General features: G+C 71.5%; 14 protein-coding genes and 1 tRNA gene. 5 read left to right on the top strand and 10 right to left on the bottom strand.

Annotation, left to right across the window (positions count from 1 at the left end; genetic code table 11):
• Positions 1-2: 2 nt before the first annotated feature.
• The 8 genes from NR112_RS17045 to NR112_RS17080 form a co-directional block, all read right to left on the bottom strand.
• A complete protein-coding gene (locus NR112_RS17045) occupies positions 3-380 on the bottom strand; it encodes a DUF3037 domain-containing protein (protein ID WP_256795495.1) in 378 nt (125 codons plus the stop codon).
• A complete protein-coding gene (locus tag NR112_RS17050) occupies positions 377-1147 on the bottom strand; it encodes a HipA family kinase (RefSeq protein ID WP_256795496.1) in 771 nt (256 codons plus the stop codon). Before NR112_RS17050 ends, NR112_RS17045 begins: the two co-directional genes overlap by 4 nt.
• A gap of 4 nt (positions 1148-1151) precedes the next feature.
• Positions 1152-2420, bottom strand: coding sequence for an MFS transporter (locus NR112_RS17055; protein ID WP_256795497.1), 1269 nt, complete (start codon positions 2418-2420; stop codon positions 1152-1154).
• Positions 2421-2468: 48 nt separating this feature from the next.
• Positions 2469-3290 carry an ABC transporter permease gene (locus tag NR112_RS17060; protein ID WP_256795498.1) on the bottom strand — a complete coding sequence of 274 codons (822 nt, stop codon included), beginning with the start codon at positions 3288-3290 and terminating at the stop codon, positions 2469-2471.
• Positions 3250-4065 (bottom strand): ABC transporter ATP-binding protein, encoded by an 816-nt coding sequence (locus NR112_RS17065; protein ID WP_256795499.1) that lies wholly within the window; start codon positions 4063-4065, stop codon positions 3250-3252. The genes NR112_RS17060 and NR112_RS17065 overlap by 41 nt, the downstream gene beginning before the upstream one ends.
• Entirely contained in the window at positions 4062-4601 is a 540-nt protein-coding gene (locus tag NR112_RS17070) for a MarR family transcriptional regulator (protein WP_256795500.1), read from the bottom strand. Before NR112_RS17070 ends, NR112_RS17065 begins: the two co-directional genes overlap by 4 nt.
• A gap of 303 nt (positions 4602-4904) precedes the next feature.
• Entirely contained in the window at positions 4905-5507 is a 603-nt protein-coding gene (locus tag NR112_RS17075) for an EcsC family protein (protein WP_256795501.1), read from the bottom strand.
• Positions 5508-5839: 332 nt separating this feature from the next.
• Positions 5840-5926 (bottom strand) — tRNA-Leu (locus tag NR112_RS17080).
• Positions 5927-6047: 121 nt separating this feature from the next.
• On the opposite strand from NR112_RS17080, the gene NR112_RS17085 reads away from it, so the two are divergent.
• Complete coding sequence (locus NR112_RS17085; RefSeq protein WP_256795502.1) at positions 6048-7418, top strand: M20/M25/M40 family metallo-hydrolase; 1371 nt, start codon at positions 6048-6050, stop codon at positions 7416-7418.
• Positions 7419-7440: 22 nt separating this feature from the next.
• Here the strand turns inward: NR112_RS17085 and NR112_RS17090 are convergent, their stop codons facing one another.
• Positions 7441-7626: a DUF5703 family protein gene (locus NR112_RS17090; protein WP_020144186.1), complete on the bottom strand. Its 186-nt coding sequence runs from the start codon at positions 7624-7626 to the stop codon at positions 7441-7443.
• A gap of 180 nt (positions 7627-7806) precedes the next feature.
• On the opposite strand from NR112_RS17090, the gene NR112_RS17095 reads away from it, so the two are divergent.
• Both NR112_RS17095 and NR112_RS17100 read left to right on the top strand, forming a co-directional pair.
• Entirely contained in the window at positions 7807-8601 is a 795-nt protein-coding gene (locus tag NR112_RS17095) for an LppX_LprAFG lipoprotein (RefSeq protein WP_256795503.1), read from the top strand.
• Positions 8602-8762: 161 nt separating this feature from the next.
• Positions 8763-9176, top strand: a complete 414-nt coding sequence (locus NR112_RS17100; protein ID WP_256795504.1) for a hypothetical protein — start codon at positions 8763-8765, stop codon at positions 9174-9176.
• A 57-nt stretch (positions 9177-9233) separates the two neighbouring features.
• Here the strand turns inward: NR112_RS17100 and NR112_RS17105 are convergent, their stop codons facing one another.
• Positions 9234-10169: an aldo/keto reductase gene (locus NR112_RS17105; RefSeq protein WP_256795505.1), complete on the bottom strand. Its 936-nt coding sequence runs from the start codon at positions 10167-10169 to the stop codon at positions 9234-9236.
• Between the two features lie 75 nt (positions 10170-10244).
• Between NR112_RS17105 and NR112_RS17110 the strand changes: the two genes are divergently transcribed.
• Entirely contained in the window at positions 10245-11342 is a 1098-nt protein-coding gene (locus tag NR112_RS17110) for an LLM class F420-dependent oxidoreductase (protein WP_256795506.1), read from the top strand.
• A 140-nt stretch (positions 11343-11482) separates the two neighbouring features.
• Complete coding sequence (locus NR112_RS17115; RefSeq protein WP_256795507.1) at positions 11483-12343, top strand: undecaprenyl-diphosphate phosphatase; 861 nt, start codon at positions 11483-11485, stop codon at positions 12341-12343.
• Positions 12344-12376 lie beyond the last annotated feature (33 nt).

Genomic DNA, 12376 nt, shown 5'->3' on the forward strand with positions numbered 1-12376 from the left:
CGTCAGGCTCGGACGAGCCGGCCGAGCAGGCGCTCGAGCTCGACGGCGGGGTCGTCGCACAGACCCCCGTGGACGGGTCCGGGCTGCACGACCGTCGAGCGCGGTGCGATGATCCAGCCGAACCGCTGGCCCGGCTTGTCGAGGGTCGGCAGTCCGCGCCCCGTCTCGCCTCGGCACACGGCCCGGACGCGTTCGAGCATCGATCGCACGCCCTCGAGGTCGCACGTCGGCGACAGTGCCTCCGCACGGCGCTCGTCGAGCTCCCAGGCGGCATCGAGGAAGCCCGCGTCCTGCGAGTAGAGCACGACGCCGACGTTGATGAACTCCTCCCGGTCGACCCGGGGGACGAGCCGGAGCAGGACGTACTGGTACGCGTTCACGCGGCGACACCCGTCGGCACCCAGGTGAGCGGCCCGTCGAGGCGGGCCCGCAGCATCCGGGCGTATGCCGCCCGCACCGCGGCCGCGTCGGCGAGGTCGGGCGTGGCCTCGATCCATTCCTCGGGCACGTCGGCGACGACGGCCTCGACGGCGTCGGGCGTCAGCCGCGCCGCGAGCTCGTCGTGGCGCGCAGCCACGTCGCCCGCGACGTCGCGCAGGACGTGGCGGCTGGCGTCGAACGGTTGGGCCGCGAAGCGCTCGGGAGCCGGTGCCCTGCTCGGCCACGAGTGGTGGAAGTAGAGGGCGGCTCCGTGGTCGATGGCCCACGTGCGTCCGTGCCAGACGAGCAGGTTGGGGTTGGACCACGTGCGGTCGACGTTGGCGGTCAGCGCGTCGAGCCAGATGATCCGCTCGGCGAGATCGGCGTCGGGCGGCCGTGAGCCGTCGTAGCCGAGCGAACCCGGCAGGAAGTCGACGCCGAGGTTGGTCCCGACCGAGGCGGTGAGCAGGTCCTGGACCTCCTCGTCGGCCTCGTACTTCGCGATGCGAGGGTCGAGGCGCACGACGGCCAGGTCGGGCACGGGCACCTCGAGCAGCCGGGCGATCCCGGCGACGAGCACCTCGGCGACGAGGACCTTGAGGCCTTGGCCGGCGCCGCGGAACTTCAGGACGTAGGTGCCGTGGTCGTCGGCCTCCACGATGCCGGGCAGCGAGCCGCCCTCCTTGAGCGGCGTCACGTAGCGGGTGGCGGTCAGCTCGGGAAGCACGGCGTCAGCCTAGTGGCCGCTCGTGGTCGAGCACCGTGGCCCTCGTCCAGAGCCGGCCGAGCATCATCGCGCTCACCCCGTAGAGGCAGGCGAAGGCCACGAGCGGCCACCAGGCGAGCCCGCTCTCGGGGAGGACGAGCGCGCCCAGGGCTGCCGCCGCGACCATGCCGGCGTTGTAGACGACGTCGTAGGCGGAGAAGGCGCGGCCGAGCAGGTGGTCGTCGACGTGGGCCTGCAGCAGCGAGTCGACGGTGATCTTGACGCACTGGGAGGTGAAGGAGACGACGAAGCCGACGACGACGATGCTCCACGGCGTGAGGAACGGCCCCAGCACGGCGCACACGAGCGCGCCCAGCGCGAGCATCCGGGCGGCATACGGCACAGCGGTCAGGCGGGGGGCGAGCCACGGGGTGACGAAGGCCGCGGACGCGAATCCCAGCGCGGATGCGCCGGCGGCGACGCCGAAGCCCTGCGCTCCGTGACCGGACTCGAACGGTCCGCGGAAGAGCAGGAGGGTCTGCAGCAGCAGGAAGCCGAAGGGGAGCCGGGTCAGGAAGACGAGCGCGAGCAGCAGGCGCGCGCGGCGCGGCAGGGTGTGCACGGCCTCGACGAGGCCGGTCACGACCGACCTCGTGATCTGCCCGACCGACGGTGCGCCGCTCGTGTCGTCGGGGCCGATGAACGGCAGGCGGGTCGCCGCCCAGGCGGCCACGAGGACCCCCGCGGCGCCGAGGAGCACGTCGACGACGTCGCTGCCGCCGAGGGCCCGGACCCCCGTGCCGACCCCGCCACCGAGGAGGTACGCGAGGGAGCCGCACGTGGGAGCGACGGAGTTCGCGCGCACGAGGTCCTCGCGCGGCACCACGTGCGGCATGGCCGAGGAAAGCCCCGCGAGGATGAAGCGGTTGACGGAGAAGACGAGGAGGACGAGGCCGAAGAACGCCGGGCCGGTCTCGGCCCCGGTGACGAGGACGGAGACGCCGAGGATCGCGGCGGCCCGGATGACCTGGCTGACGACGATGACGCGCTTGCGCGGCCAGCGGTCGAGGAGCACCCCGACGAACGGCCCGAGGGCCGAGTAGGGCAGCAGCACGATCGCGAAGGCGAGGGCGATCCCACGCGCGTCGGCGGCCTTCTCGGGGTTGAAGAGGATGTGGCTGGCCAGGGCGACCTGGAAGATGCCGTCGCTGAACGACGAGGTGACCCGGCTGACGAAGAGCCGACGGAACCCGCGCCCCTGGAGCAGGGTGAACAGGGCGCGCAGGAAGGTCACGCGGCACAGCGTACGGTCACCGGCGGGATGCCCGGCGACGGGACGCGGTCAGCGCGCGAGTCGTCCGATGAGGGCCGCCGCGCAGACGATGCCGGCGACGGCGCTCCCTGCGAGCACCGCGAAGTCGACCCAGTAGCTCGTCGGTGTTCCGAGCAGCAGCGCGCGCAGGGCCGACACCTCGTAGGTCAACGGGTTGACATGGCTGATGACCTGGAGCCAGCCCGGCATGAGTGCGATCGGATAGAGCGCGTTCGAGGCGAAGAAGAGCGGCATCGTGATCGCCTGGCCGATCCCCATGAGCCGGTCGCGCTTGAGGGCGACACCGGCGATGCTCAGCGAGAGACAGGAGAAGAACACGGCCCCCAGCATGACGACGACGACCACCCCGATCAGCCGCACGGGGTTCCACGTCATCGCGACGCCCATCACCGCCGCGACGACGACGACGATGGCTGCCTGGGCGACGGACCTGACACCGGCCGCGAAGGCCTTGCCGGCCACGAGGGCTGCCCGCGGTGTGGGCGTGACGAGCAGCTTGGTCAGCACGCCGGCATCACGCTCCCAGATGATCTGGATGCCGTAGAAGATCGCGATGAACAGGGCCGACTGGGCGATGACGCCGGGCGCCAGGAAGTCGAGATAGGGGATGCCGCCCGTGGGGATCGCACGGATCTGGCTGAAGGTCGTGCCGAAGATGACGAGCCAGAGGATGGGTTGGATCGCCCGGGTGACGAGCTCGCTGCGGTCGTGCCGCAGCTTCTGGAGCTCGACGATGCAGAACGTGCCGATGCGTGAGGCGAGGAGCCCCACGCCGCTCCGGCTGTGCCGGTCATCCCAGACGGCGGGCGGTTCGACGAGTTGCTCGGACACCGCGCAGCCCTCCCTTCTCGCCGTCGACGTCGTGATCTCCCAGAGCCTCGCCGGTGTGGTGACGGAAGACGTCCTCGAGGCTGGCCCCCTCCCCGGCGGCGGCCTTGAGCTCGTCAGGGGAGCCGAGGGCGCGCAGGGCGCCGCGGTGCATGAGGGCGACCCGGTCGCAGAGCGCGTCGGCCTCCTCCATGTAGTGGGTCGTGAGCAGCACCGTCATCCCGTGGTCACGCTGCATCTGCGCCACCCGCAGCCAGACGCTGTCGCGGGCGACGGGGTCGAGCCCGACCGTGGGCTCGTCGAGGACGAGGAGCGCGGGGCGGTTGACGAGGGCCTGCGCGAGCTCGAGACGGCGCACCATGCCGCCGGAGTAGGTCGACGCCAGTCGCGACTCGTCGCCACGCAGGTCGACCATCTCGAGGACCTCGTCGACGCGAGCACGCCGCTCACGCCGGGGGACGTCGAAGAGGCGGGCGAACCACTCGACGTTCTCACGCCCCGTCAGGGCTCCCTCGATGGACAGCTGCTGCGGCACGTAGCCGAGGGACCGGCGCACGACCATCGCCTGGGTGCGGACCGAGCGCCCGAAGACCTCGACCTCGCCGGTCTGGAGTGGCAGCAGGGTGTTGAGCAGCCGGATCGTCGTCGTCTTGCCGGCGCCGTTGGGCCCGAGCAGCCCGAAGCACTCGCCCGCTTCGACAGCCAGGGTCAGGTCGTCGACCGCCCGGTGCGTCCCGAACCGGTAGCCCAGGCCCCGGATGTCGATGGCAGAGCTCATGGACGATCGCCGACCGCCGGCTCGTCGGGGTGGTCGGGCCCCGGGGCCACGGTGACGGCGGGCGCGGAGGTCGCCGCCGCCTCGGGAGCCTCCGGCAGGTCCGCAGCGATGCGGGCGATGGTCGGCAGCGCGGCCGCCAGGCGGGCTCGGTCCGCGGCAGGAAGCCCAGCCAGCGCCACGGCCGTGGACTGCGCGCGACGGTCGCGCCACTGCTCCAGGCCTGCGCGGGCCGAGGGGGTCAGGTCGAGGCGGGCCACTCGGCGGTCGCTCGCGTCGCGCTCACGCACGAGCACCCCGAGCCCGAGCAGCTGGCCGACGAGGGTCGAGACCGTGTTGGCGGCGAGACCGAGCACCCGGGCCGCCTGGGCCACGGTGACCCCGGGGTTGCGGCGAACGACGCGGAGCAGCTCGAGCTGGGCCCCGGACAGGGCGAGCTCGGGCAGGGGCGCGCCGACGATCCGCCGCGACCGGCGCCGCAGGAGTCCGATGACGTCGTAGAGGTCGTCCGCCAGTCCAGCCACGTTCTCGTTGCTCACGCTCGAAGATTACGTCTGTCGCAGAGGGGTGGCCAGAGAAGCTGCGAGGACGACAGGATCCGTCCCGGGCTACGAGAAGGCCCCCGGGTCCTGACGTGCAGGAACCCGGGCGTCTGGTGGTGTCGAGGGGGGACGTGAACTCTCATCGTCCCTCGGGCGCTCACGTACTCCGGACGGGGCACTGTGGCAGCGTGTCGCACGCGCGACGTCCTGGGAACCCCCCGGCGGGGGAGCGATCAGCCGCACGACTGCGCCGCCGTCTGGACGGAACGTGGACCACGGCGCCCTTGAAGGTGGCGGACCTCAGGCTGCAGGGTCCTCGGTGGCCCCTACCAGCGGAAACTCCACCAGGGCCTGCCCGGCGATGCGCGCCATCATCCAGGAGTCCAGCGCGGCGCCGGTGGCGCCGCCCACGAGGGGCATGCCGCGGCCGAGGTTCCCGAAGAGGCGCTTGTTCACGCGGCGCAGCAGGCGGAAGAAGATGGCCTTGTTGACGAGCATCAAGGCCCCCGGCGGCATCCGGCGAAGTCCGATCCGCCACAGCTTGCCTGCCCCGAAGCCTTCCTCGGGGATCACCTCGTCAGAGCGTGAGGCGACGATGGTGAGCAGCACGGCGGTGCGGACCTCCGGTTGGCGCACGTCGTAGCCGCGGACGACGGCGATCGCCCCGACCATGCGGGTGGCCACCAGGTAGAACTCCGCAAGATTCACCGGGAGCGCGACGGGCAGCGTCACGTAGCCGCCGACGCCAGTGAGGAAACCACCGACGGCGCCGAGGGCGAGGTGATTGCGCACCAGCGTCTCGACGGCCTCCTCGGCATCGTCGGCACCACGCAGCGCGGCGTCGGCGACCTGGGCCGCCGACCGGATCGGTCCCAGTCCGTCGAGCCCCGTGTCGAGCACCACGCGGCCGATGGGGCCGGCATGCTCGCGACCAGCAGCCGGAAGCGCCGACGCGGTGCGCCGCTCGATGTCTCCGGCCTTGGGCCTCAGCGACTCCAGCCAACCCATGAACCCCAGTCTGGCAGAACCGGGGCTCCGGAAGCCATGGCCGTCTGGACGTCCTCCGTGGCTGCCCGGACCCTCGTCTGCCCTGGCGACGGGGCGGACCGCAAGGGCCCAGGACGGATTCGGACGGGTGCGCAGCGTGCCTCGACGGAGGGCGACCGTGCGCACGAGGCCAACCCGGACATGACAACGACCCCGAGCCTCTGACCTGCAGAAACTCGGGGCCGAACTGGTGTCGAGGGGGGGACTTGAACCCCCACGCCCGTTAAGGGCACTAGCACCTCAAGCTAGCGCGTCTGCCATTCCGCCACCCCGACAAGGTGTTGCAAGGGGCTCGTGCGATTCCCTTGCGGCGAGGCGAAACGTTACACGGGGCCTGACGAAAAGGCCAAACGGGCGGCCGCGGGCGTCAGGAGGCAGCGGCATACGCTGATCGGCATGAGCCACGCCGACGCCGAACGCACCGTGACGACCGCCGCACCCACCGACGCACCGACCGCCGTGACCCCCGAGCAGGAGGTCGTGCGGATCTGCGCCGAGCTCATCCGCATCGACTCGTCCAACTACGGTGACGGGTCGGGCCCGGGGGAGCGCCAGGCGGCCGAGTACGTGATGGAGCAGCTCGACGAGGTGGGCCTGGAGGGCACCCTGCTCGAGAGTGAGCCGGGTCGCGCGACGGTCGTCGTGCGCCTCGAGGGAGAGGACTCCTCGCGACCCGGGCTCGCGGTCCACGGCCACCTCGACGTGGTCCCGGCCGATGCCGCGGACTGGCAGGTCGACCCGTTCGCCGCCGAGGAGCGCGACGGCTGCATCTGGGGCCGGGGGGCCGTCGACATGAAGGACATGGACGCGATGATCCTCGCGAACATCCGTCACTTCGCCCGGACGGGCACCAGGCCGGCCCGCGACACGACGTTCGTCTTCTTCGCCGACGAGGAGGCGGGCGGCACCTACGGCAGCCACTGGCTCGTCGACCACCACCCGCAGTGGTTCGAGGGTGTCACCGAGGCGATCAGCGAGGTCGGCGGCTACAGCGTCACGGTGCCGACGCCGGAAGGCCAGCGGCGCGCGTACCTCCTCCAGACCGCGGAGAAGGGCATCGCCTGGCTGCGGCTGCGCGCTCACGGACGGGCCGGGCACGGCTCGGTGCCCAACGACGAGAACGCCATCGTCCGACTGGCTGCGGCCATCGGCCGGATCGCCGCCCACGAGTGGCCACGCGAGTACATCGCCTCGGTCCGCGAGCTGCTCGACACGTTGGGCACCCTCACCGGGCTCTCGTCCACCGACAGCGACCTCGAGCCGCTGCTCGCCACGCTCGGAGGGGCCCAGGGCTTCGTGCGGGGCACGCTGCGTGACACCGCCAACGTCACCATGCTCGAGTCGGGCTACAAGCACAACGTCATCCCCCAGACGGCGACGGCGGCTGTCGACTGCCGCTTCCTGCCTGGCCACGAGGACGCCCTCATGGCCACGATCCGGGAGCTGGCCGGCGAGCACCTCGAGGTCGAGGTGGTGCACCGCGACGTCGCCATCGAGTCCCCGTTCTCCGGCGACCTCGTGGAGTCGATGAAGCAGGCGCTGCTGCGTGAGGACCCCGAGGCCGTCGTGCTGCCGTACTGCCTGTCCGGAGGCACCGACAACAAGGCGCTGAGCCGCCTCGGGATCAGCGGCTACGGCTTCGCGCCGCTGCGCCTGCCGGCCGATCTCGACTTCGCGCCGATGTTCCACGGCATCGACGAGCGTGTGCCCACGTCGTCGCTCCGGTTCGGGGCGCGGGTCCTCGGCGACTTCCTGCGCTCCTGCTGAGGACGCCCGGCGTACGCGTCGGTCAGGCCGTGCGCTCGACGCGCATGATCCGGCGGCGCAGCCACATCCGACGCACGCCACCCTCGTAGACGACCGTGCGCGACAGTTCCCAACGGCCGTACTCGGCGTGCTCACGCACCGCCTGTCTGGCCTGGGCCTTCGACGTGTGGCGGTCGAACGTGAGGACCCGGTACTCGTACTCCGTCATCGCCGTCCATTCTGACACCAACCGTGACCCCTCCGAGACCGTATGCGCGGCGTGGCGGTCAGGTGACCGCGGTACCGTCGCTGGGTCATCCGGCCGCGTGCCGGACCTGGGTGGTCCGCGCGGCGAGCAGGGGAACCGCCTGGCCCAGCCCGGCGTCAAGGGCCCAGGAGGTCACCACACATGAAATGGAACACCCGCCGCATCGCGGCAGCAGCCATCGTCCTGTCAGGCGTGCTCGGCGTCGCGGCCTGTGGCAAGAGCGAGAGCCCGGCACCCGCGACGGGCCAGACGCAGGCCAGCTCGGCCACCACGACGAGCGATGCGCCGGCCGCCGGTCAGCCGTACAAGGACAAGGCGGCCTTCGTCGCCGCCATGAAGGCCGCGGGCAAGAACGCCACGACCGCCCACGTCACGATGGCGATGGACGCCGCCGGCCAGAAGATCGCCATCGCCGGTGACACGAAGGTCGACGCGAGCAACCCGGCGATGAAGATGACGATGGACATGGGCTCCTCGATGAAGCTCGACATGGTCCTCGTCGACAAGAAGGTCTACATGAAGGGCTTCCCGGGCCTCGCCGCGGGCAAGTGGGCCGTCATCGACAGCAGCTCGACGCTCGGCAAGCAGCTCTCGACGTCGCTCGACCAGGCCGACCCGACCAAGATGTACGACCAGTTCGGCGCGGCCGTCCAGGACGTCAAGTACGTCGGTGAGGACACCGTCGACGGTGAGAAGACGTGGAAGTACGACCTGACCCTCGACACCACCGCGATGCAGGCCCAGCTGCCCGCCGCCGAGAAGACGAAGATGCCCGCCACCATCACGTACACCGCGTGGCTCGACGAGAAGAACCAGCTGCGCAAGGTCACCTTCGACCTCTCCGGCGTCAAGGCCGAGATGACGATGAGCAAGTACGGAGAGCCGGTCGACATCACCGCCCCGCCGGCCGCCGACACCGTCAAGGCGCCCCTGTGATGCAGGTCTGACACGCCACATGGGCGACGGGTGAACGGCCCGCCAACCACGCGTGAACGGTCCCGCAGCGAGCACGGCTCGCTGCGGGATCGCTGTGTTCCCGGGCGTTTCCGGGCCCGGAATGGGTGCCTTCGGTCGTGTGGGTCGACTACGGTCGAGGCATGACCGTCGACCCCCGCTCCGCCCTCGAGCAGCTGATCGTCGCCCTCGAACGCCACCTCGAGGCCGCGAACGCGAGCCGAGACCCCGACCACCCCATGGTGATGGCGGCGGCGCAGGACCTTGCGGAGGCCTTCGACGACTACGACGAGGCGCTCTACGAGGCCACCGAGGTCGCGACGCCCCTCGCGATCTACGGCGATGACTTCGACGGGCACGAGGACGAGGACGGCACGGAGGGCCGCGTCTACGCCGGGCTCGACTCGGACGACTACGACGAGGACGACGACGAGGACGATGACGACGATGACGATGACGACGATGACGACGACGACGATGACGACGACGATGACGACTACGAGGACGACGACCACCTCGAGGGCGGCGTGACCGAGAGTTCCGACACGCGAGCCTGACCTCGGCGCCGCTCAGCGCGAGCGGTCCCGCACCCGATCGGGAGCGGCGCGCGCGCGTCAGGCCGAGACGTCGTCCAGGGCGGCCACGATCTCCGACGGCAGGGCGAGCTCGAGACTGGCCAGCGCGGAGCGCAGCTGAGCGGCCGTCCGGGCGCCGACGATGGGCGCCGCCACGCCGGGCCGGTCGCGCAGCCACGCCAAGGCAACCTCGCCGGGCTTGGCCCCGAGGCCTCGGGCGGCCATCGCCACCGCGTCGGCGACGCGCGTGGTCTGCCCATCGAGGAAGCGCTCGGCGAAGCCCGGGAAGTCGCTCGAGGCCGCGCGCGATCCCGAGGGTATGCCGTTGCGGTACTTGCCGGTCAGCACGCCCCGTCCCAGCGGTGACCACGGGAGCAGCCCGAAGCCGAGCGACGTCGCGGCCGGCGCGACCTCGTGCTCGGGCGTACGGCATACCAAGGAGTACTCGATCTCGTTGGCCACCAGAGGGATTCGGGCCGACTCGAGCACGCTGAAGGCGCGCGCGGACTGCCAGCCGGAGTAGTTGGAGACGCCGACGTAACGGGCCCGGCCCGACGTCGCCGCCCATTCGAGCGCGGAGAGCGTCTCGGAGAGCGGCACCTCGTCGGACCACGTGTGCGCGAGCCAAAGGTCGACGTGGTCGGTGCCGAGGCGGCGCAGCGACGTGTCGAGCTGGGCCATGAGCCCGCGCCGCGACACGTCGACCCGTCGCTCGCCACCGGCCCGGGAGATGCCCGCCTTGGTGCAGACGACGATGTCGTCGCGCGGGACCGTGCCGTCCAGCAGGCCTCCGAGGATGGTCTCGGCGTCTCCGCCGCCGTAGCCGTAGGCCGTGTCGACGAGGTTGCCGCCCGCCTCGACGAACGCGCGCAGGTGGTCGCCGGCCTCGTGGCGGTCGACGGCGTTGCCCCAGAGCATCGTGCCGAGGGCGAGAGGGGTGACCGTGAGACCGGACGAGCCGAGACGCCTGCGCATGCCTCGAACGGTAGTGGGCGACGTCGCACCCCGAGCGGCCGCCACGTCGGCGACCGCGCCGATAGCCTGCGATCCATGAGGATCGGTGTGAATCTCGGCTACTGGGGACGCGGGACGACGGGGCAGGACCAGGTGGCGGTGGCACAGGCCGCCGACCGGCTCGGCTACGACAGCGTGTGGGTGGCGGAGGCGTACGGCTCGGACAGCCCGACGATGCTCGCGTGGATCGGGGCCCTGACCGAGCACGTCGACCTCGGCTCGGCCGTCATGCAGATCCCGGGACGGACCCCGGCGATGACGGCGATGACCGCGGCGACGATCGACACGATGTCCGGCGGCCGGTTCCGGCTGGGGCTCGGAGTGTCCGGTCCGCAGGTGAGCGAGGGCTGGCACGGCGTCCCGTTCCGCAGCCCGCTCGGCCGCACGCGCGACTACGTCGAGATCGTGCGGGCCGCGCTGCGCCGAGACACGGTGACCCACGCCGGGCCGCACTACCCGCTCCCGCTCCCGGGCGGACCGGGCAAGCCGCTCAAGCTCTCCGCGCGGCCCGTGCGCCCTGACCTCCCGGTCTACCTCGCGGCGGTCGGCCCCAAGAACCTCGAGCTGACCGGGGAGATCGCCGACGGCTGGCTCGCGATCTTCTTCAGCCCCGAGCACGCCGCCGACCTGCTCACCACCCTCGAGACGGGCCGACGCCGGGGTGGACGAGGCCCTGTGGACGCACCGATGACGGGCTTCGACGTCGTCGCGACGACGCCGGTCGTCCTCGTCGACGACGTCGCGGAGGCGGCGGACCACGTGCGCGACTACTGCGCGCTCTACATCGGCGGCATGGGCTCGCGCGAGCAGAACTTCTACAACCAGCTCGCGTGCCGGATGGGCTTCGAGGAGGACGCGGCGCGCATCCAGGACCTCTACCTCGCCGGCCGCCACCGCGAAGCCGCCGCTGCCGTGCCGCTCGAGTTCATCGACGAGACGGCGCTGCTCGGCTCGCCGCATCGGATCGCCCGACGACTCGGTCGCTACGAGGAGGCCGGAGTCACGACGCTCGCCGTCGCCGTCGGCGGGGGCATGACCCGTGACCAGGCCCTCGCCACGCTGCAGGTGGTCGCCGGGATCGCGGGGCTCGAACCATCCGGGGCGTCGGACGAGGCGGCCCCGGACGTTCCCTAGGGATTCGTCTCCGCGCCGCCCTCCTCGAGACCTCCCAGCCGGCGTTGTCGATAGGGTGCGACATTGTGCCCAGCGGCCGTCGCACCCTTTGGGGTGGCGACCCGTCCCGTCCCTCCTGCGCAGAAGGCCCACCCTGACCCATGGCTGACCTCAGCTACCTCGACGCCGTCATCCTCGGCGTCGTCGAAGGCCTCACCGAGTACCTTCCCATCTCCTCGACCGCCCACCTGACCATCACCGAGAAGCTCCTCGGGCTCGAGGTGAACGACCCCGCCGTGACGGCCTACACCGCCGTCATCCAGCTCGGCGCGATCGCGGCGACCCTCCTCTACTTCTTCCGCGACATCGTCCGCTTCGCGGTCGCCTGGTTCCGGGGCCTCACGTCCACGCAGGCGCGCAAGGATCCCGACTACGGCCTCGCGTGGGCCGTCGTCATCGGCTCGATCCCGGTCGGCATCGTCGGGTTCCTTGCGCGCGACCTCATCTCGGGCGCCCTGCGCAGCCTCTGGGTCGTGGCCGTCGCGCTGCTCCTGTGGAGCATCGCCATGGTCGTCGCGGAACGGATCTACGCCGGCCACGAGGCCCGCGGCGAGATCCGGGGTGAGCACTCGGTGCGTCCCGTCGACGGCGTCGTCATCGGACTCGTCCAGTGCTTGTCGCTCATCCCCGGTGTCTCCCGCTCGGGCGCGACGATCTCCGCGGGTATCGCCCGCGGCATCGACCGCGTCACGGCCACCCGACTCAGCTTCTTCCTCGCGATCCCGGCACTGACGGCCGCGGGCCTCTTCCAGGCCGTGGAGGAGAAGGACGGCCTCTCGGCGCTCGGTGTCGGCCCCGTGGTCGTCGGGGTCGTCGTCGCCTTCGTCGTGGCCTACGCGACGATCGCCTGGCTGCTGCGCTTCGTCGCGAGCAACACCCTGCTGCCCTTCGTCTGGTACCGCATCACGCTCGCGGTGGTGCTCGTCGGCGTCCTTGCGGCCGGCGTCATCACGGCGACCTGACGTCACCCGCAGACCACGAACGGCCGGCTTCCC

It is taken from the genome of Terrabacter sp. Ter38 (assembly GCF_024519435.1).
In the GTDB taxonomy this organism is placed as follows: Bacteria; Actinomycetota; Actinomycetes; order Actinomycetales; family Dermatophilaceae; genus Terrabacter.

Bases quoted from the DNA above. Each gene is read 5' to 3' on its own strand.
- NR112_RS17100 (WP_256795504.1), top strand. From the start codon at position 8,763: ATGACCGTCGACCCCCGCTCCGCCCTCGAGCAGCTGATCGTCGCCCTC.
- NR112_RS17095 (WP_256795503.1), top strand. From the start codon at position 7,807: ATGAAATGGAACACCCGCCGCATCGCGGCAGCAGCCATCGTCCTGTCA.
- NR112_RS17090 (WP_020144186.1), bottom strand. From the start codon at position 7,626: ATGACGGAGTACGAGTACCGGGTCCTCACGTTCGACCGCCACACGTCG.
- NR112_RS17085 (WP_256795502.1), top strand. From the start codon at position 6,048: ATGAGCCACGCCGACGCCGAACGCACCGTGACGACCGCCGCACCCACC.
- NR112_RS17110 (WP_256795506.1), top strand. From the start codon at position 10,245: ATGAGGATCGGTGTGAATCTCGGCTACTGGGGACGCGGGACGACGGGG.
- NR112_RS17115 (WP_256795507.1), top strand. From the start codon at position 11,483: ATGGCTGACCTCAGCTACCTCGACGCCGTCATCCTCGGCGTCGTCGAA.
- NR112_RS17065 (WP_256795499.1), bottom strand. From the start codon at position 4,065: ATGAGCTCTGCCATCGACATCCGGGGCCTGGGCTACCGGTTCGGGACG.
- NR112_RS17105 (WP_256795505.1), bottom strand. From the start codon at position 10,169: ATGCGCAGGCGTCTCGGCTCGTCCGGTCTCACGGTCACCCCTCTCGCC.